The 18,659-nt window shown below is 60.6% G+C and carries 19 protein-coding genes; 8 read left to right on the forward strand and 11 right to left on the reverse strand.

What is annotated here, in order from left to right:
* Positions 1-99: 99 nt before the first annotated feature.
* Together VQ071_RS09240 and VQ071_RS09245 are read right to left on the reverse strand one after the other, a co-directional pair.
* The gene (locus VQ071_RS09240) at positions 100-1,269 is read right to left on the reverse strand and encodes a GntR family transcriptional regulator (protein ID WP_340513676.1); all 1,170 of its coding nucleotides are present in this window, start codon (positions 1,267-1,269) and stop codon (positions 100-102) included.
* A 139-nt stretch (positions 1,270-1,408) separates the two neighbouring features.
* Positions 1,409-2,185 (reverse strand): phytanoyl-CoA dioxygenase family protein, encoded by a 777-nt coding sequence (locus VQ071_RS09245; RefSeq protein ID WP_340513970.1) that lies wholly within the window; start codon positions 2,183-2,185, stop codon positions 1,409-1,411.
* 127 nt (positions 2,186-2,312) lie between these two features.
* On the opposite strand from VQ071_RS09245, the gene VQ071_RS09250 reads away from it, so the two are divergent.
* Complete coding sequence (locus VQ071_RS09250; protein ID WP_340513677.1) at positions 2,313-3,197, forward strand: AraC family transcriptional regulator; 885 nt, start codon at positions 2,313-2,315, stop codon at positions 3,195-3,197.
* Between the two features lie 58 nt (positions 3,198-3,255).
* Here VQ071_RS09250 and VQ071_RS09255 read toward each other — a convergent pair whose 3' ends face one another.
* Positions 3,256-4,785 carry a carboxypeptidase M32 gene (locus VQ071_RS09255; RefSeq protein ID WP_340513678.1) on the reverse strand — a complete coding sequence of 510 codons (1,530 nt, stop codon included), beginning with the start codon at positions 4,783-4,785 and terminating at the stop codon, positions 3,256-3,258.
* Between the two features lie 112 nt (positions 4,786-4,897).
* Between VQ071_RS09255 and VQ071_RS09260 the strand changes: the two genes are divergently transcribed.
* Entirely contained in the window at positions 4,898-5,245 is a 348-nt protein-coding gene (locus tag VQ071_RS09260) for an iron-sulfur cluster biosynthesis family protein (protein ID WP_340513679.1), read from the forward strand.
* Between the two features lie 12 nt (positions 5,246-5,257).
* Positions 5,258-5,860: a beta-class carbonic anhydrase gene (locus VQ071_RS09265; RefSeq protein ID WP_340513680.1), complete on the forward strand. Its 603-nt coding sequence runs from the start codon at positions 5,258-5,260 to the stop codon at positions 5,858-5,860.
* A 24-nt stretch (positions 5,861-5,884) separates the two neighbouring features.
* Here VQ071_RS09265 and VQ071_RS09270 read toward each other — a convergent pair whose 3' ends face one another.
* Positions 5,885-6,415 (reverse strand): DUF309 domain-containing protein, encoded by a 531-nt coding sequence (locus tag VQ071_RS09270; protein ID WP_340513682.1) that lies wholly within the window; start codon positions 6,413-6,415, stop codon positions 5,885-5,887.
* 146 nt (positions 6,416-6,561) lie between these two features.
* Here VQ071_RS09270 and VQ071_RS09275 point away from each other — a divergent pair, with 146 nt between their 5' ends.
* Together VQ071_RS09275 and VQ071_RS09280 are read left to right on the forward strand one after the other, a co-directional pair.
* A complete protein-coding gene (locus VQ071_RS09275) occupies positions 6,562-7,008 on the forward strand; it encodes a hypothetical protein (protein ID WP_340513683.1) in 447 nt (148 codons plus the stop codon).
* A gap of 6 nt (positions 7,009-7,014) precedes the next feature.
* The gene (locus VQ071_RS09280; protein ID WP_340513684.1) at positions 7,015-7,305 is read left to right on the forward strand and encodes a DUF2653 family protein; all 291 of its coding nucleotides are present in this window, start codon (positions 7,015-7,017) and stop codon (positions 7,303-7,305) included.
* A gap of 90 nt (positions 7,306-7,395) precedes the next feature.
* Here the strand turns inward: VQ071_RS09280 and VQ071_RS09285 are convergent, their stop codons facing one another.
* The 4 genes from VQ071_RS09285 to fur all read right to left on the reverse strand — a co-directional run bounded on the left by VQ071_RS09285 (position 7,396) and on the right by fur (position 12,664).
* Positions 7,396-9,846 carry an EAL domain-containing protein gene (locus VQ071_RS09285; RefSeq protein WP_340513685.1) on the reverse strand — a complete coding sequence of 817 codons (2,451 nt, stop codon included), beginning with the start codon at positions 9,844-9,846 and terminating at the stop codon, positions 7,396-7,398.
* A 234-nt stretch (positions 9,847-10,080) separates the two neighbouring features.
* Positions 10,081-11,058, reverse strand: a complete 978-nt coding sequence (locus tag VQ071_RS09290; RefSeq protein ID WP_340513686.1) for an aldo/keto reductase — start codon at positions 11,056-11,058, stop codon at positions 10,081-10,083.
* A gap of 277 nt (positions 11,059-11,335) precedes the next feature.
* Entirely contained in the window at positions 11,336-12,124 is a 789-nt protein-coding gene (locus tag VQ071_RS09295; protein WP_340513687.1) for a uracil-DNA glycosylase family protein, read from the reverse strand.
* A gap of 60 nt (positions 12,125-12,184) precedes the next feature.
* Positions 12,185-12,664, reverse strand: a complete 480-nt coding sequence (fur, locus tag VQ071_RS09300) for a ferric iron uptake transcriptional regulator (RefSeq protein WP_340513688.1) — start codon at positions 12,662-12,664, stop codon at positions 12,185-12,187.
* Between the two features lie 182 nt (positions 12,665-12,846).
* Between fur and VQ071_RS09305 the strand changes: the two genes are divergently transcribed.
* On the forward strand, positions 12,847-13,209 hold the full coding sequence (locus VQ071_RS09305; RefSeq protein WP_340513689.1) for a helix-turn-helix domain-containing protein: 363 nt from the start codon (positions 12,847-12,849) through the stop codon (positions 13,207-13,209).
* On the opposite strand, the gene VQ071_RS09310 is transcribed toward VQ071_RS09305, so the two are convergent.
* A complete protein-coding gene (locus VQ071_RS09310) occupies positions 13,169-13,807 on the reverse strand; it encodes a phosphatase PAP2 family protein (RefSeq protein ID WP_340513690.1) in 639 nt (212 codons plus the stop codon). The two genes, VQ071_RS09305 and VQ071_RS09310, sit on opposite strands and share 41 nt — an antisense overlap.
* On the reverse strand, positions 13,804-15,870 hold the full coding sequence (locus VQ071_RS09315; RefSeq protein ID WP_340513691.1) for a sensor histidine kinase: 2,067 nt from the start codon (positions 15,868-15,870) through the stop codon (positions 13,804-13,806). The genes VQ071_RS09310 and VQ071_RS09315 overlap by 4 nt, the downstream gene beginning before the upstream one ends.
* A gap of 120 nt (positions 15,871-15,990) precedes the next feature.
* Here VQ071_RS09315 and VQ071_RS09320 point away from each other — a divergent pair, with 120 nt between their 5' ends.
* A complete protein-coding gene (locus VQ071_RS09320) occupies positions 15,991-16,728 on the forward strand; it encodes a response regulator transcription factor (RefSeq protein WP_340513692.1) in 738 nt (245 codons plus the stop codon).
* Positions 16,729-16,785: 57 nt separating this feature from the next.
* Positions 16,786-17,655, forward strand: a complete 870-nt coding sequence (locus VQ071_RS09325) for a class I SAM-dependent methyltransferase (protein ID WP_340513693.1) — start codon at positions 16,786-16,788, stop codon at positions 17,653-17,655.
* Between the two features lie 50 nt (positions 17,656-17,705).
* On the opposite strand, the gene VQ071_RS09330 is transcribed toward VQ071_RS09325, so the two are convergent.
* Positions 17,706-18,659: a DMT family transporter gene (locus VQ071_RS09330; RefSeq protein ID WP_340513694.1), complete on the reverse strand. Its 954-nt coding sequence runs from the start codon at positions 18,657-18,659 to the stop codon at positions 17,706-17,708.

Consider the following 18,659-nt stretch of genomic DNA (forward strand, 5'->3'; position numbering starts at 1 on the left):
ATCATTTATTTTGAATAAGTTCTGCTCGTCGCAGCGCGCAAAAAAACGCCTTGCCCGACGAGAGGCAAGACGTACCGTTCCCGCAGCAGCGAGATGAGATTAGCGTACGGAGGGAACCGAGGTGGAGGCGCGAATAACGAGCTTCGTATCCAGCCGCTCGCCGGCGACGGGTTCGCCGTCGCGGATGAGCCGGATCAGCGCATCAGCGGCACGCTCTCCCATCTCGTAAAACGGTTGACCGACCGTCGTCAGCGGCACCTCCAAATACTCGGTCATAGGGAGATTGTCGAAGCCTGCCACGGACAGCTCGCCGGGAACGGAAATTCCCGCCAGCTGGGCGGCCTTCATCAGATGAATGGCCAGAATATCGTTGCCGGCGAGCAAGGCCGTAGGCCGACAGCTGCCGGCAAGCCATCGCTTCAGCGTAGAGGCTGCCCCCTGTCGAAGCGCCTCCGGCTCACTGCCGGAAGGCCAATCCGCGGATTCGATCCATTCCGGGCGTACGGGAATTCCGGCCTCGATCAGCGCGCGGCAGTAACCGTTGTAGCGCTGGCGGAGAGAAGGATGCACATACAGCCCCGGCGCGACGAAGGCGATCCGAACATGTCCCAGCTCGATCAAATGCCGGGTCATCGCGTAGCTGCCGCCCTCGTTGTCGGGCGCGAATAGCGGTGCCTCGATGCCTTCAAGCGGATGATCGATGACGACATACGGGAATCCCCGGATCGTCATGCCGCTGAACAGATCGATATTGTCCAGCCCCGCGCAGGGATAGACGATGATCCCCCGGGCGTCTGCGGCAAGCTTCTCAAGCAAGCTCCGCTCCACGCGCGGGTCCATCGTCGCATTGTGGAAGCTGACGTAATAGCCGTGCTTGCGGGCCGCATGCTCGATGCCTAGCAGAATATCCCGCCCCGATTGCTCCGAGTCGCTCATGACGACAGAGATCAGCGGGATATCCGTTTTTTCGGCCCGCTCGCGCTCGCCCGGCTCACTTCCTATTAGCGCGCCCGTTTCGGACTGCATGGCGAGGTCGCCGAGCTTGCCCACATCCTCGCGGACGAAGGTGCCTTTGCCTTTTACGCGGTACAGCAGCTTTTGATGCTCAAGCTCCCGCATCGCGCGAATAACGGTGATCCGACTGACGCCGAACCGCTCGGATATTTCAAGCTCCGTCGGCAGCCTGTCCCCGGCCGATAGCCGTCGTTCCGCGATTTCTCGGAGGAAATGCGAAATGATTTTGCGATATAACGGCGTGTCCTGCGACATTCCATCTCATGCCCTTCATTGTTATTGCCGTCATTATATCAAATGGCATATCATTTGACCAAAATAAAAAGACCCGCCGTCCGCAAAGGACGTCAGGTCCGAATGATTGTCTATCCGCAATCCGCAGCGCAGCGGCGACCTACGATTTCAACTGGTATTCTGGCTGATACGCTCTGTAGATCGGATTTTCCCCGCATACCATCAGCCCTTGCCCCCAATTGACATGGACGTCCTCGGTCGGCAGGTCCGTCGGATCGCGGTACTGGAACAGGACGTTGCGCCGGTTGCGCGGGCTGCGATTGACGTCGGAGCCGTGGATCGTCAAGTAGTTAAAAAACAACACATCGCCTGCCGAGGCCGGACAAGGCGTCGCCGCGGACAATGGGTATTCCCTGTGATCCAGATAATAACGGCCCACATGCGGCAGCAATCCTTGCTTGTGGGAGCCCGGAATGACGCACAGACAGCCGTTCTCCATATCCGAATCGTCCAGATGGACGCTGGCCGCGAGCATCGTATGGCTGGCATGCGGGAAGTAAGGCGTATCCTGATGCAGCGGGAAGGCGGCGCCTTTCTCCGGCGGCTTGACCAGCATCTTGCTGTGATGCAGCTGTACGTTCGGTCCGATCAGCTGCGACAGCACGGCCGTCATGTTCGGATGAACGGCGGCGCGGGTGAACGACGCATCATGATAATGCACATCGTGGAAGCCCTTGAGCACGAGCTTCTTCAATTCCTCCGGCGGCAGATAGTCTCCCTGCCATGTCGCATTGCCGTCGTACTTCGTTTTCGAGGCGCGGTCGATGATGCCGGCCACGGCGCTGCGCATCTGTTCCACTTCCGCGGCCGTGAACAGGCCACGGACGAGCAAGTATCCGTTTTCCTTGTAAAATTGTACGTCCTCTGCTTTAATCAGCTTATCCACGCGGAGTCCCTCCTGTACTGAAAACGCTCCTATCGCAATCAGTATAAGAGAGTCTGAGTCTGCTGTATTTGCAGAGGCTGGCCTTCCATTTGCACAATTGCGCCAAGGGGTGAGATTATTGACCGAAGAGAACTTTGCAATCGCGACCCGGATACTGAATCAGAACTACAGAAAATGCGGCGATGGCGTTGAATTCCGGATTTTTAACTGGGGGCTGACATGGAAGCACTATGACAATCCGGTCCACCGGCATTCCTTCTATGAGATTTGCTACGTGCTCGAGGGGGAAGGCGAATACGAAGACGAAGAGGTGACGTACCGGCTCGAAGGCGGCGTTCTTTTTGCTTCGCTGCCCGGACATTGGCATCAGATCCGCAGCCGGACGGGTTTGCAGTTGTTTTTTGTCGCCTTTGAACTCGCCGCAGCCGTAACGTCCCCCGAAGCCGAGGCGTATGAATCCGGGCTGCTCGGCAGCCCCTCCCCCGTCGTGCTCTGCCCGGAAGGCGTGACCGCTCTGCTATGGCGGGCGCTGTACCGGCAGGTGCTCATGCATGCGGCGGACGGCGAGCCGTTGACGGCCGAATTGTGCGCCATGCTGCTCCGTTCCTTTCCCCGAACGTTCGGGCAGCCGAGCGGCACGCTTCCCGTCAAGGCCAATTCGTCCTCCCGTTCCCGCTCTCATCTCGTCCAGCTTGCGAAGCGGTATATCCGCGACAATCTGTCGGGCGAGCTGGGTCTGGCAGAAGTGTCCGCCTATTTGAACATATCCGTCCGGCATTTGTCCCGCATCTTCAAGGAAGAACTCGGATTGTCGTTCGTAGATTATGTCACCGGGGAGCGCATGCACGCAGCGGAAGGGTTGCTCAAGACGACGCTGCACAGTGTCAAGGAAATCGCGGGCTTCACCGGCTATCAGTCCGTTCACTACTTCACCCGCGTATTTTCCGATCGCTACGGCACGCCGCCCGCCGAATATCGCAGAGCGGCCCTGCCGACGAATTAAAAAAAGGGATGAACAGGAAACGCCCCCTGTTCATCCCTTTGTTCGTCCGATGCCGATCTTAACCGAGCCGGTAGATCCCCTTGTACTTGCCCTCCAGATAGTCGCACAAATATGTCGACTGCAGCGGCTCGCCGGTGATTCGTTCGATAATCTCGCCGGGCTCGAGCATCTTGCCGTGACGGTACACCTGCTCGGTCAGCCATTCCTTGAGCGGCGCCAGGCGGCCGGCCGCGATGTCGGCCGAGAGGCCCGGCAGCTCGCGCTCCGCCGTCTTCATCATCTGCGCCGCGTACATATTGCCGAGCGAGTAGGACGGGAAGTAGCCGAACATGCCGCCCGACCAATGGACGTCCTGCAGCACGCCTTCGCCGGCATTCGCCGGCTCGATGCCGAGCGCTTCCTTATACTTGGCGTTCCACACTTCCTCCAGCCGCTCGGGCTCGAGTCCTTCGTTGAACAGCATCTTCTCGATCTCGTAGCGGATCATAATATGGAGATTGTAGGTCAATTCGTCCGCCTCGATGCGGATAAGCGACGGCTCCACGACGTTGATGCCGCGGTAGAACGCCTCTGCGCTCACGCCGTCCAACTGGTCCGGGAACTCCTGCTTCAGCTCGGGCAAGTACCGCTCCCAGAAGCCGCGGCTGCGCCCGATCATGTTCTCCCACAGGCGCGACTGCGACTCGTGGATGCCCATGGACGTGCCGCCGCAGAGCGGCGTGCCGTTCAGCTTCGGATCGACGTTCTGCTCGTACAGCGCATGCCCGCACTCATGGATCGTGCCGAACAGGGCGCTCGTCAGATCGTCCTCGAGATAACGCGTCGTGATCCGCACGTCGCCCGTGCCGAGCCCTGTCGCGAACGGATGCACGCTCTCGTCGAGCCTGCCCGCCTCGAAGTCGTAGCCCATCTGGCCGAGGATGTACAGGCTGAAGCGCTTCTGCGCCGCCTTGTCGAACTTGCCCTGCAGGAACGACGTGTCAGGCTTGTCGCCGCGCGCCGCGATCTCCTCGGCCAGCGGCACGAGACGTTTGCGCAGCTCGGCGAACAGCCGGTCGAGCTCGGCCGTCGTCGTGCCGGGCTCGTACATGTCGAGCAGTGTGTCGTACGGCGTGCCCTTGACGCCCCATAGCTCGATGAAGCGGCGATTATAGTCGATGATTTGCTTCAAATAGGGAAGGAAGCCGTTGAAGTCGCTCTTCGCCTTGGCGTCTTCCCACTCGGTCTCGGCCTGCGAGGTCAGCACGACATACTCGCGGTACAGCTCCGGCGGGATCTTCAGGTTGCGTTCGTATTCCTTGCGCGTTTCCTTGATCAGCTTGCGGTCAATGTCGGACAGCGCGTCCTGAGCGTCCGGCGCGGACAGCGCGGTCAGCAGCTCGCCCATCTCGTCGGACGTCGACAGGCGGAACATCTCCGCGGACAGCGCCCCCACGGCCTCCGAGCGCTGCGGTATGCCTTTGCGCGGCGCCCCGGTCCGCATATCCCAGTAGACGACGCCCAGCAGCTCCTCGTAATGCTTGATCCGGGTCGTCAGCTCGCGAAATCGGTCGATTGCGGCATCCTTCACGGCGGCATTTTCGCTCATTCCGATCTCATTCCTTTCAGTTCCAAATGTATGGCAGACCCCTTGATCATACCTGCCGCGATCTCTATAATCAACATAACGGTCTAACATTGCTGGTAAGGGGCGAAGAACGTTGAAAATCGAGTGGAGCGATGAAGCTGCTGCCGCGCTTCGGTCGAAGTTCGATCCTCCGGCCCGCGTCTGGAAGCTGGTGTCGGACAACGAAGGATGCGGCTGCGCCGTGAACGGCGTTCCTTTTCTGTGGGCGGTCGACAAGCCGGCTCCCGGCGACCTTCGGGCGGACAGCGCGCAGATCGAATTGTGGTACGAGCCGCAGCATGCGGTCTATTTCGACGATGTCCTCAAGGTATCCTACGATGCGGCGGCCCGCAGCTTCAAGCTGTCGAGCGACGGCCAGATTTATACGAACCGTCTGGGCGCCGTCGACCTGAGAACATCTGCAAGCACTCATCACGGATAGGAGTAATGGGACATGACGAGAAAGCTGGACGAAGTACTGAGCTTTAACCGCGAATTCGTAGCGAACAACGAGTATGAAAAGTACGTCAACAACAATGCGCCGGACCGCCGGCTCGTCGTGGTCACTTGCATGGACACGCGCCTCACGGAGCTGCTCCCGAAGGCGCTCAACATCCGCAACGGCGACGCCAAGATCATCAAAAACGCGGGCGCGATCATCACCGCCCCGTTCGGCAACATCATGCGGAGCGTCATCGTTGCCCTGTACGAGCTGAAGGGCGACGAGGTCATGATCGTCGGGCATCACGACTGCGGCATGACGGGCATCGACCCGAAGGTCGTCGTCGGCCATATGATGAACCGCGGCATCCGTCAGGATACGATCCGTATGCTGCACAACTCCGGCGTCGACTTCACCCGCTGGCTGACCGGCTTCGAGAACGTCAAGAGCAGCGTGGAGAAGAGCGTGGAGATCGTGCGCAATCATCCGCTCCTGCCGCCGGGAACGCCGATCCACGGCCTTATTATCGACCCGGTGACCGGCGCGCTGGACCTTGTGACCGACGGCTACGAATATTTGGCCGCGCAGAGCGACGCGAGCGCGCTGCTGGAATAACCGACATACCGGGAGGGACCTCTTTTAGAGGCCTCTTTTTTTAATGGAAGCCTGCCTCGCCTCGACGACCTCCGTCCGGTCCCGCGTCAGATGGCGGTGAACGACGCTCTCGTCCGCGTCTTCCCCGGAGGAGAGCCACCTGGCCCCCATCGCTTCGGACGCGCGGACGGCGGCCTCCAGCAGCCCGTCATCGACGATCGGCAGATTGAAGTCGTCGTAGACGACATCTCCGTCGCTTGGCCATGCCGATCTTCTGCGCTCGAGCATCTGCTGCAGACGCCGGCCGTCCAGCCCGAGCTCGTCCATCCGCTCCGGCTCGATCTCCTCCGTCGCCTTTGCGAGCAGCTTGCGGGCACCGGCGCCGTTGCCTCTGCGGGCGTGATACTGCATGACGGCGATCCGGATCAGCACCAGCCAGCAGCCTTCATAGGCCGCTTCTTTTTTTTCCTTCCAATATTCCTCCATAATCTCATGGCATTCGAAGTAATCGCGCTGCGCGTGATATTCGGCCAGGTAACGTACGAACGGTTCGGGAATTGGGAATAATGGGATCATGTCGGCGGCGTGCTCCTTCGTTCGGACTTGGCTAACGCAAGATTCGTTATTCACCAGCATACGAAAAAACGCCGAAAAATGAAACCGTTCGCGTCTGGTGCCGTATTAACGAGGGTAACTCAATCACACGGGAGGAATCGCACAATATGTGGAAAAAGATGTTGCTCGTGTTCACGCTGTTCGCCTTCACGGCAGCCGTTGTCATTCCGGCCGACGCTGCGGACGCCGCGCGCAAGGGCTTCAGCACGCCTAAGCGGTCGTATTCGAAGACGCCGGCCAAGGCGCAGGACAACGTATCCAAGAGCACGACCAAAAACAATGGTACGACGGCGGGGGCCGGCACGACGACGCCGAAGCGCGGATTCAACAGCGGCGGCAGCTTCATGAAAGGTCTGATGATCGGCGGCATCGCCGGTATGCTGTTCGGCGGCTTGTTCGGCGGCATGGGCTTCTTCGGCGACATCCTCGGCATGTTGGTCAATCTCGCCGCGATCTTCTTCGTTATCGTCCTGATCATGGGTATCGTGAACTCCTTGCGCAGACGCAGACAGCATCAACCGCAGGGCCCGAACGATAACCAGCGCCGCTGGTAATCCGATATGCGGCTGACGACGGACGAGATCGTAAACGCGGTATGCCTGCATACGTCGGAGCGGCAGCAAGTGCCGGCTACCTCCGTCGAGGTCGAGCTATCGTGGGATGACGAGCAAGGCTTCACCGCAGAGGTATGGGTCGAAGGACGCAGCCGCTACCTGGTCGAAGCGAATCTCAAGGAATCGATCGCACGCTATATGCTCAGCGAATACGGACGCCGCGTCTATCCGTCGGAGATCGAGATGGTGGCGGACGAGGAGCTCGAGGAGATATTCGCCGACATTAGCGAAGCATAGCATAGGAACGGAACAAGAGGAGCCTCGGTCGTAGCGACCGGGGCTCCTCTTGTGTGGAGGCGTTCATCGTCTCGGGATTGGGCGGCGTCTCTAACTGCGCGCTTCGACGCTGTCGTCACGCAGCGGCGCGAAGAAAGTGCGCTCGATCTCTCCGGCCGGGATCGGCTTGCTGAAGTAATAGCCCTGGATCTCTCTGCAGGACTCGGCGCGCAGGATGTCGAGCTGCTCCTTCGTCTCTATGCCCTCCGCGATAATGTCCAGCTTCAAGTGTTCGGCCATCGAGATGATCGTCGCGACGATCGCTCTGTCGCTCTCGCTCACCGTAATATCGCGGATGAACGAGCGGTCGATCTTGAGCTTGTGGATCGGGAAATGCTTGAGGTAGCTGAGCGAGCTGTAGCCGGTGCCGAAGTCGTCCAGACTGATGCGGACGCCGAGCGCGCTCAGACGATTCAAAATCTGCGTGGACATCTCGACATCCATCATCATGCTCTCCGTAATTTCCAGATCCAAATATTGCGGCGCCAGGCCCGATTCCTGCAAGATTCTGGAGATATGCTCGTCCAGATCCTGCTGGTAAAACTGCTGGGAGGACAGGTTGACGGAGATCGGCACGAGCGGGCCGCCGTTCAGATGCCACTCGCGCATCTGGCGGCAAGCCGCCCGCAGCACCCAGTCGCCAAGCGCGCCGATGAGGGCGATCTCCTCGGCCAGCGGGATGAATATGCCCGGCGAGATCATGCCTTTGCGCGGATGGTTCCAGCGCACGAGCGCCTCCACGCCGATCATCCTGCCGTCGGACGAGCGCACCTGGGGCTGATAGTACAGCTCCAGCTCGCCTTGAGGCAGCGCCTGCCTGAAATCGCGCTCGAGCTCGAGCTTCTCGGCGAGCTTGTCGTCCAGATCCGCCTGGTAAAAGCGGTACCCGTTTTTCCCCTGCCTCTTGATCTCGTACATGGCCAGGTCCGCATGCCTGAGCAGCTGGTCGGGCGCCTCGCCATGCTCCGGACAGATGGCGATGCCGATGCTCGCCGTCACATAGTAATCCTGGTGATGCAGCGGGTACGGACGCTGAATCTGATGCACGATCTCCTCGGCCAAGGCGGACAGACTGTCCCTGCTGCAAGTGTTCATGACGAGAATTGCGAATTCGTCCCCGCCGAGTCGGGCGAGCTGGGCGCCGCTGTCCTCGATCGCAAGCTGGATTCGTTCGGAGACATCCTTCAGGAACTGGTCGCCGTATTGATGGCCGAGCGAATCGTTGATCAGCTTGAAGCGGTCGATATCCAGCACCATGACGGCGAAGCAGCCGCGATGGAGCCCGAACTGCGCGACGGCCTCGGACAGATCCTCCTGCCATTTGCGCCGGTTCGGCAGCCCTGTCAGATCGTCCTCGTACGCCATTTTTCGAATATGCGCTTCCTTGTTCTTCTCCTCGGTAATATCCCGGAGCTTCATATACATGCCGACCGTATCGTCGCCCGACAGGACGGAGGCGATCGATACGCGCAGATCGAGCTGCTGTCCCTTGACATTGCGAACGACGGCTTCGTACTGCTGACGCTCGCCTCTGTCGGCCAGCTCGAGGATACGCGCCAGCTCCTCCGTGCGCATGGCGTTGGCGACGCGCAGCAGCTCCTCAAGCGACATGCCGATCAATGCCGACTGGGCCGTGCCGACGATTCGTTCGGCGGACGGGTTCAGGCCGGTAACCTTGCGGTCGAGGCTGAGCGTGATGATCCCGTCGCTCATGCTGTCGTAGATGGCCTTGTACCAGTTCTGGCTCTCCTCGATCCGCGACTGCTTCGCCGCGAACCGCTTGGCGATGACGATGCCGACCAGCGACAGGCCGAGCGTCAGAAACGTGCCGCTCACGACGCCGTACGCCAGCAGCCGCTGGCTCGCGAACATGTCGGTCGCATGCATGTCCATATGATGCGTCCGGAAGGCGGCCGCGCTCATGCCGGTATAATGCATGCCCGCCACCGCCGCTCCCATGATCAGGCCGCTGCCGAGCTTCTTGAAAACGGCGTAGCGCTTCTGCTGACGGTGGTATACGAAGCCGAGCCACAGCGCGGCCACCGAAGCGATCAGCGCGATCGCCACGGACAAGGCGACAATCGCCGGCGAATAGTCGATCGGTATCATCATCGCGTCCATGCCGATATAGTGCATGGCGCATATGCCGGCCGCCAGGCAGCAGCCCGCCAGTAACAGGCGCCGGTAGCCTATCGTAGGCTTGGACGAGAGGAACAAGGCGACGAAGCAGCCCGCAATCGCCGCAAAAACGGAGATGAAGACGAGGCGGTTGTCGTATCGGACGGACATCGGCAGCCGGAGGGCGAGCATGCCGACGAAGTGCATGGACCAGATGCCCATCCCCATAATCGCCGAGCTGAAGCCGATCCACCACGTTCGGTGCCTGGAGCTGGCGCTGCTGATGCGCCCGGCGAGATCCAGCGTCGTATAAGAAGCCATCACGGCAATTATATAAGAGAGTAATACCAAAGAGAGGTCGTATGTACCGTGCGTATGCATCATGCTGGGGGCCTCCCGATTTGTCATGCTGGGCGCCAGCTGCGGACGCAAGTCGCCATCTGTACCATTATACGTGGTTTTCAGCAATATTACATCCAATAACTGGCGAATTTAATCATAATTCATCGAATTTTGTCGTTCAAGTATTGCGTTTGATACTATTCCACCATTCAATTCCATATAAAAACGCCCGCAAAAGCTGCGGGCGCTGCATTGCTTGAGTGACTTGTATAATCATTACCAGGCATATGCGCCGGGCGCTTCGCCCGGTCCCGGAAAGATCTCGTTCAACCGCTTGAGCGTATCTTCGCCAAGCTCGATGTCGACGACGCGGAGCGCGCCTTCGAGCTGCTCCATCGTACGCGGCCCGATGATCGGCGCCGTCATCGCAGGATGCGCGAGCGTCCAGGCCAGCGCGAGATTCGCTTCGGACTCGCCGAGCTCGCCGGCCAGCTCCGCGAACGCCTCCAGCTGCGTGCGGTACTTGTCCACGCGCGTCTGATCGCTCGCGCGCTTCGAGCCCGGCGCGGGATTAAGCGCGCGTCCGCTCAGCAGGCCGCCGTCGAGCGGACTCCAGGCGATGACGCCGATGCCGTGCTCCTGCGCGGCGGGCAGCACCTCAAGCTCGGGCAGGCGCGTGATCAGGCTGTATTTGTGCTGCTCCGAGACAAGACCGAGCATGCCTCTCGCCTTGGCCTCGTACTGCGCCTTCACGAGATCGCGTCCCGCGAAGTTGCTGGAGCCGACGTATCCGATCTTGCCTTGGTACTGAGCGACGCGGAACGCTTCCCACAGCTCGTCCCACGAGACGTTGCGGTCGACGTGATGCATCTGATACAGCTCGATATGATCGGTCTGCAGCCGGCGCAGCGAGCCTTCAAGATGCCTGCGCAGCTTGTAGGCGGACAGGCCCGCACCGCTGTTCGGTCCGTCCAGCGGATCGCTCATGTCGCCGTAGAACTTGGTCGCCAGCACGACGCGCTCCCTGCGTCCGCCGCCCTGCGCGAACCAGCGGCCGATGATCTCTTCGGTGCGGCCGGCATTCTCGCCCCAGCCGTAGATGTTCGCCGTGTCGAAGAAGTTGATGCCTGCATCGAGCGCCGCGTCCATCATTCTGAACGCTTCCTTCTCATCCGTGTCGACCCCGAAGTTCATCGTTCCGAGGCACAGCTTGCTGACCTTGATGCCGGACTTGCCGAGTTGACTGAATTTCACCTGAGCTTCTCCTCCTTGGCATGAATTCCATTCTATTGTAACCGATTGTATGACAGTTAGGCCAATCGAAGCATGAATCAGGAAGGCGCCTTCCGGGTAAACCTTAATCTATCGGAGGTGCACCTATGATTGTCACGTATACGATAATGTTCATCATTATGATCGTCGCCGTCGGCTGGCTGTTGTTCCGGGCGCGGCAGTTGAAGCGCAAAGCGGACAAGCGCTAGACAGCGGCAGCCGCATTCCGCGGAGCCGACGTTGAAGCCCGCAGCCTGAGCTAACGGTCCAAAGCGTCAAGCACGCGCGACATGCCCGCCTTCGCCTCATCGAACTGCCGGTGCCTGTGGCCGTTCGCGCCAGACGGGTGCGGGAACCCCCACAGACAGCGCTCCTCCCGAATGACGCCATCATCCGCGAGCCTGCGGCAGATTTGCTCGACCGTCCGTCCCAGCGGGATGACGAGCGCGCTCCCGAACGCCGCCAGCTCGGCGCGAAGCGATTCGACAGCCAGATCGTGAAGCACCGTGCCGGGCAGGAGCGGCGGCCGATGACCCGTGTAGTTGGCCCCTGCTGCGAATACCGGCTGCGGGAGCACGGCGGCCGTGTGCAGGAGCGTGCGATCCCGGTCAAAAAGAGCGGCGGCATCCGGCACGCCGAATCTGGCGGCGATCGCGAGCGCATCCAGCATGCCGATCAGATTCGTCCGCATGCTGCCCGCGAACCTGGCGGTCAGCTTCGCTTCGCGGCAGGCCGCCTCGGCGGACAGTCCCTGATTCAAGGCGCGTCCGACGGTCCGGTAGGCGAGCTCCATCTGCTGCCAGCCGGGCGTTAGGCCGACAATCACGATCCGGGCCGCCCGGTTCACATATTCATGATGCGGCGCATAATAGATCTCGACGCTGCCGACCTGCGACAGCAGCGTCTGCGGGACGAGCAGGTCCGCTTTGTCGTAGCGTTCCTTGGCGGGCAGCGACCGGATGAACGGCTCCAGCCGCCGCCAATTGTCGGACAGCACGTCTTGCTTGCTCCCTTCTCCTGCGGCCTGCGCCGCTGCATATTCGGGCATGCGAAGATGCCGTCCTTCAGGCCGGACGGCAACTTGGTTCGTCGTATGGAGACTGCTGCGTCAGGATACCGCCTTGCCGCCGTGCTTGCAGCCGTCGCGCTGGCAATGCATGTACGTGCCCGTGAACTCCAGCCGGTGATCGCTTACTTTAAAGCCGTACTCGCGCTCCAAGCGTTCCTCCAGCTCCCCGAGCCAGTCTTCCTTGATCTCCGTGAGCCGGCCGCACACGGTGCAGATCAGATGATGATGCATATGCGCATGATCGTCTCCGCGCAGATCGTACCTTGCGACGCCGTCCCCGAAGTTCATCTTTTCCACGATATGCATCTCGGCCAGCAGCTCCAGCGTCCGGTACACGGTCGCGAGGCCGATGTCCGGATACACTTCGCGTACGAGCATGAACACTTCTTCCGCGCTCAGATGATCTTGTTCGTATTCGAGGAGAATTCGCACCGTGGCCTCGCGCTGCGAGGTCAATTTATAGCCTTTGCTTTGCAGTTGTTTATTTATTTTAACTAATTGGTCGTCGATTGCCGCCATCGGGCTGCCCCCTTTATCAGATAACCGCCTGAAGAGGAATTAGATTATAATGATTCTAATCTACCATAAACGAGGCCGTCTGTAAAAGAAATCGGACGATCCCTCTTGAAAACGCTTGACATGATACAATATGTATCATAAAGTTATAGCAAATAGTCTAACCTATCAAGGAGAATTTAAATATGAGCATGGGAGATCGTCTTCGTCAGCTGCGGCTTGAACGCCATCTGTCCCAGGAGGAAGTGGCGCGCCAGGTCGGCATCACGAGATCCGCATACAGTCACTATGAGATCAACAACCGCCATCCCGTATACGAGACGCTGATCAAGCTCGCCGCCTTCTTTAACGTATCGCTGGACTATATTATCGGCGGAGCCGGCACGCAGCGCAGCGATCACCCCATCGAGACGCAGGAGCACAAGATTCTGGAGCTGTTCAAGTCGATGAACCACGATCAGCGCCAACTGTCGATCGGCCTGCTGCTCGGCGTCGTAGAGGGAGAATTCAATAAAATACCGAGGAGCGGCGTCGCCAAAAGCAAATAAAGCCGGCCGCAAGCGCGCAAATCCCGCCGACACAGCAGCCTGCCGCGACATCGGATAAATAATGTACGCTGAAGTACACCCGGCTCCAGCATGTCGCCACAATCATCAGGACCGCAATCGCACCTACGACAACCCGCATCAAGCGGCTGCGCAGCATGTACCCAGCGAGCAGCAGCCACCATCCGTAGAGCGCGGCGGCAATCGACGCATTGCCGCTTGGATACCCATAGCCGTCGTGATCGATTCCCCACGCCCCTCCCGGCCGCTCCCATCCGAACGCTGCCTTGAGCGACATTTGCAATAGGTAGGCCAGCAGGACGACGCCGACGAACGAGAAGGCGACCTTCCATTCGCGCCGCAGCCCCCAATACGCCGCCGACAATATGGTAATTGCGCCGATAGCGGCGGTCGCCCCCAGCTCGTTCATCAGCCGTCCTGCGCTCGTCCACGCATCGCTGCGCCAGTCGGCTACCGCATCGGCCGCGGCCTTGTCCCATCCGTCATATCCCTGCCACCGCAGCACGCTGATCGCAGCCAGCAGGATGAGCAGCAGGACTATCGCACCCGCTAACGCTCGCTTTCCCGTTCGCACCTTCACGATATCAGCTCCTCTTCTTTTTCCAGGCTCCCGAACAGCGGGAGCGTCAGCATAAATTCGCTGCCGCCCGCAGGACGAATGCGCGCTTCGATCCGTCCGCCGTGCGAGACGACGATCTCCCTCGCGATGGCGAGCCCCAGTCCGCTGCCGCCGGAGGACGCTTGTCTCGACTTGTCATTTCTGTAGAACCGGTCGAACAGATAGGGCAGATCTTCGGGTTGAATGCCGGAGCCGTTGTCCAATACGGCGATCTCGGCTTCGCCGGCGCTCGCGCCCCACCTCGCTACGACCCGTATCTCTCCGCCGCGCGGCGTTGCCTTGATCGCATTGTAGATGAGATTGGACATGACCCGGTCCATCCGATGCTCGTCGAGCTTCAGGTAGGATGCGCCCAACTCCGCGTCGGCGGCGGCGCAGGCGAACCGGATGCCCTTCTCCTGCAGCTCCAGCCCGTAGTCTTGAGCGATGCGCTCGAGCCAGCCCTGCAGCGGGACGAGCTCGTACGACATCTTGGCCTGGCGCGCCTCCAGCAGGGACAGATCGAACAAATCCCGGATCAGCTCGTTCAGCCCCTCCGCCTTCTTCAGCATCGAGCCGATCGCGGCGTCACGTTGGGCCGAGTCCGTGATGACGCCGTCGCGCAGCGCTTCGAGATAGCCCTGAATGAGCGTCATCGGGGTGCGCAGGTCATGCGAGATATTGCTGACGAGCTGTCTGCGGGACTGCTCCATCGCCCGCAGCTCCTCCGTACGCTCGGCGATGCGCGCCTCGAGCTGTCCGTTCCATCTGCGGAGCTCGGCGGACAGCTTCTCCGCCTTCACGAACGTGCGGGAGAACCGCAGCGAGATAATAAATGAGTTCATAACAATAAGGAACAGCAAGCCGAAAGGCACGAGATCGAACGACAGCCACCAGCCGTTATATAGAAATATATCGTTGAGTATCGCTGCTACGAGACCCGCCACGCCGATCAGCGCGAGCGTCGCTCCTTCGCGGCCTCTGAGCCGCGCCAGGATGAGCAAATATAATGAAGCCCCGCTCAAAATGACGACAAACGCCTGGTACAGCGGCATGATGGAGCTAGACGCAAGCAGCGGCAGCGCCCAGGTCACGCCCATCAGCACCGCCGCGACTGCGCAAGCCGCATACGTCCATATCCGGGTCAGCTCCTTGCTGTAGGTCCGGCGGAAATAGGCGAAGCCGCTGAGCACGCTCAGCACGAAAAAGCTGTATTCGAGCTTCCCCGCCGCCGTCCATGTCAGTGCGGGCGCGAGCCGGGGGAGCAGCCCTTCTCCGATGACGCTCATCCGGCCCGCGACGCAAATGCACAAAAACGCGAACAGCAGATTGTCCAGCTCCCGCCTGCGCAGCGCGTACAGCCCCAGATGGTAGACGCCGATCATGAGCAGGCAGCCCAGCACGATCAGCTCCCTCGCCTCGCGTTCATAGGTCAGCTGCTTGATCTGCCCTGCGGTCCCGAGCACGAGCGCGCTCCGGATGCCGCCCGTACGGTGGTGGAAGTTCGAGAGCGCGAGCTCGATCGTGGCGGCTCCGCCGGCAGGTTTGAAAAAGATCATATCGGGCGACTGATAGGGCTTCGTCTCCTCCTTCGAGCTGCCGGGCCGGCCTCTGGCTGCGACCTGCTCGCCGTCCACGTAGAGCGTATAGGCGGTGGACAGGTTAGGCACCCGGATGCCGAGCATGCCCTCATCCGTCGGCAGATTGCGCAGCTCCAGCCGGTAGATGCCGTAGCCTTGGCTCGTCAAGCGCCCGTCCCCGTCGCGCGGCAAGCTGCTCCACATGCCCGGCACCCGGATCAGCCGGTCGTAGGCGGCCTTGCCCCACGTCCCGCGCCAGGCGAAGCGCCACTGCCCGGCAAGCGGCACGGTGCCGCTCCGCTCGAAGGAATAGCCGCGCAGATCCATGACGCCGTCCTGCAGCGCCGGACGGTCTGTCGGCTTTCCGTCGCGCCAGGCACAGCCGGCCGCCGTTGCTGCAAGCGCGACGAAGAGCACGACGAAGACTAAGACGGACCTCCCCCGCGTTCGTTTTTTCAACCCCATTGCGTATCGCTCCTGCCTTGAATCGTTGCTCTCATCGTAAACGCGCATTGCTTATGCGTCAACGCTTTAAGTATAATAAAGTTCAGTCGAAAGTTGACATCGCTATGGGAGGGAATCATCTTGGGCAGACCGATCGGCACCGTTCTCGTCGCGGACGACGAGCGGGAGATCACCGAACTGATCGGGTTATACCTGACGAAGGAAGGCTTCGCGGTGCATGCCGCTCACGATGGATCGGATGCGATACGAATCGCGGAGGCGCTCGGTCCCGATCTCGTCATATTAGACGTGTCGCTCGGCGACATGGACGGCATCGAGGTGTGCAAAAAAATGCGCGCGGGCAGCTGCGCGGACGTGCCCATCCTGTTCCTCAGCTGCAAAGGCGAGGATGCGGATATCGTGCTCGGCCTGTCCGAGGGCGGCGACGACTACATCACCAAGCCGTTCAGCCCGCGACAGCTCGTGGCCAGAGTCCATGCGCACATCCGCCGCAGACGTCAGCGCGAGCGGCCGCAGTCGGACGAGCAGCCCGTCACGCTCGTATACGGCAGCCTCGAGATCGACCCGGTCCGCTTCGAGGTGAAGCGCGGCGGAGAGCCGCTCCAGCTCTCTGCCAAGGAATTCGAGCTGCTCTGCGTGCTGGCGCGCCAGCCGAACCGCATCTTCGCCATGAACGAGCTGTACCGGCTCGTGTGGCATACGGACAGCATGGGGGATACGCGCACGCTAATGGTTCATATCAGCAATCTCCGCAAAAAAATCGAACCCGATCCCTCGTGCCCGGTATACATACACACGGTTCGCGGGTTCGGCTACCGGTTCCTGGCGGAATGCGGCGCACTCGAAGACGTGCGCTAGACAAATCGACCGCGACATCGCGACATATTCATTAAGCAAAGGAAGTTAACGCAGATTATGAGAATGGCTACCGATTGGCAAGACTACGAGCTCATCGACACCGGCGCGGGCGACAAGCTCGAGCGGTGGGGAGATGTCATCCTAAGACGCCCCGACCCGCAGATCATCTGGCCGCTGGCCAAGGAGACCGCCGACTGGCAGAAGCCCGACGGCCACTATTACCGCAGCTCCTCCGGCGGGGGACAATGGCAGTTCAACAAGCAGCTGCCCGAACGCTGGACGATCTCCTACGGACAGCTCCGCTTCCACATCAAGCCGACCAACTTCAAGCATACGGGGCTGTTTCCCGAGCAGGCGGTCAACTGGAGCTGGATGATGAAGCGGATCAAGGACGCCGGCAGACCGATCCGCGTGCTCAACCTGTTCGCGTATACGGGCGGCGCGACCGTGGCGGCCGCTGCCGCGGGCGCCGAGGTGTGCCACGTGGACGCCGCCAAGGGCATGGTCCAGTGGGCCAAGGAAAACGCCGCCCTGTCCGGCCTCGAATCCGCGCCCGTACGCTACATCACCGACGACGTCTTCAAGTTCGTACAGCGCGAGCAGCGCCGGGGCAAGCAGTACGACGCCATTATTATGGACCCGCCTTCGTACGGACGCGGTCCGGGCGGCGAGACCTGGAAGCTCGAGGACAGTCTCTACCCGTTTCTCGAGGAATGCAAGAGCATCCTGTCCGACAATCCGCTGTTCGTGCTCGTCAACTCGTACACGACCGGCCTGTCTCCGACGGTGCTGCACAACCTGCTGCATATGTCGATCGGACGCCGCCACGGCGGCAGAATCGACTGCGGCGAGATCGGCCTGCCGATCACGCGCAGCGGGCTGACGCTGCCCTGCGGCATCTACGGTCGCTGGGAGAGCGCCGAATAGCATGAGTTACTGCAACACTGCAACGCCCGGGCCGCAGCCCGGGCGTTTTTTTATTGCGGCAACGTGCCTCTGGACAGCCTCGTCGTCGTCCGCATGTTGCTGGACAGAATCGGCAGCGCCACGCCCAGCAATACGACGGCGACGCCCACCCAGCGCAAATACCCGATATGCTCGTGGAGGACGACGGACGACAAGATGACCGCGACAGGCAGCTCAGCGGCGCCCAAAATGCCGGTCAGTCCCTCCCCGATGCGCGGAACTCCGATCGCATACAGCATCGGAGGCAGAAAGGCGCCGAAAAAGCCGAGCAGCAGTCCGAACGGCAGCAAGCCGGACAGTAGCTTGCCGTCGATCAGAAATTCAGGAGGGAAGCATACGAATACGAACAGCAGACCGCCAGTGATCATCCATGCGCTTCTCTGAACCGGATGCGCGGAGGGCACCGCCTTGCCGTTGACCAGTATAAACAACGAATAGCTAAGCGCGGACGACAGCCCGAACAGCAGCCCCATCCCGTTCAAGCTGCTCATCCCCTCGTCGAGGACGCCTGCCGCGAGCATCGTTCCCGCCAGCAGCACGACAAGCGAATACATCATCGTGCGGCTCGGGCGCCGCCGCTGTCCGAGCGCCTGGATCAAGATGCCCATCCACGTGAATTGGAACAACAGCAAGATGGCGATCGAATTGTGGATATAGCGCAGCGACTGATAATAGAGCAGCCCCGTGACCGCCGTAGGCACGCCTGCCGCCATCAGCAGCACGCGCTGCTTCCACGCAAGCTTCGGCGGCGCGTGTTCAGCCGTTTTAATATGGGCGTTACTGGCGGCGCGGCCGCTTCTCAGCTTGTGGATCAGCAGGAATACCCACACAAGCGCAAACCCTGCAAGCATTTGACTGCCGACGACTTCTCCGAGCGCATAGCCTCTTCCGTACGCCTTCGTTACGATCGTCGACAGCACGCCGTAGCTGACTGCGCCCAGCAATACTGACATTTTGTATTTCAT

Origin of the sequence: Cohnella sp. 56, from assembly GCF_037963805.1 — a bacterium.
Lineage (GTDB): Bacteria > Bacillota > Bacilli > Paenibacillales > Paenibacillaceae > Cohnella.

What these genes read in the sequence shown, in the direction of transcription:
- VQ071_RS09240 (WP_340513676.1), bottom strand. Translation starts at nt 1,269, where the DNA reads ATGTCGCAGGACACGCCGTTATATCGCAAAATCATTTCGCATTTCCTC.
- VQ071_RS09255 (WP_340513678.1), bottom strand. Translation starts at nt 4,785, where the DNA reads ATGAGCGAAAATGCCGCCGTGAAGGATGCCGCAATCGACCGATTTCGC.
- VQ071_RS09265 (WP_340513680.1), top strand. Translation starts at nt 5,258, where the DNA reads ATGACGAGAAAGCTGGACGAAGTACTGAGCTTTAACCGCGAATTCGTA.
- VQ071_RS09270 (WP_340513682.1), bottom strand. Translation starts at nt 6,415, where the DNA reads ATGATCCCATTATTCCCAATTCCCGAACCGTTCGTACGTTACCTGGCC.
- VQ071_RS09275 (WP_340513683.1), top strand. Translation starts at nt 6,562, where the DNA reads ATGTGGAAAAAGATGTTGCTCGTGTTCACGCTGTTCGCCTTCACGGCA.
- VQ071_RS09280 (WP_340513684.1), top strand. Translation starts at nt 7,015, where the DNA reads ATGCGGCTGACGACGGACGAGATCGTAAACGCGGTATGCCTGCATACG.
- VQ071_RS09285 (WP_340513685.1), bottom strand. Translation starts at nt 9,846, where the DNA reads ATGATGCATACGCACGGTACATACGACCTCTCTTTGGTATTACTCTCT.
- VQ071_RS09295 (WP_340513687.1), bottom strand. Translation starts at nt 12,124, where the DNA reads ATGCCCGAATATGCAGCGGCGCAGGCCGCAGGAGAAGGGAGCAAGCAA.
- fur (WP_340513688.1), bottom strand. Translation starts at nt 12,664, where the DNA reads ATGGCGGCAATCGACGACCAATTAGTTAAAATAAATAAACAACTGCAA.
- VQ071_RS09305 (WP_340513689.1), top strand. Translation starts at nt 12,847, where the DNA reads ATGAGCATGGGAGATCGTCTTCGTCAGCTGCGGCTTGAACGCCATCTG.
- VQ071_RS09315 (WP_340513691.1), bottom strand. Translation starts at nt 15,870, where the DNA reads ATGGGGTTGAAAAAACGAACGCGGGGGAGGTCCGTCTTAGTCTTCGTC.
- VQ071_RS09325 (WP_340513693.1), top strand. Translation starts at nt 16,786, where the DNA reads ATGAGAATGGCTACCGATTGGCAAGACTACGAGCTCATCGACACCGGC.
- VQ071_RS09330 (WP_340513694.1), bottom strand. Translation starts at nt 18,659, where the DNA reads ATGAAATACAAAATGTCAGTATTGCTGGGCGCAGTCAGCTACGGCGTG.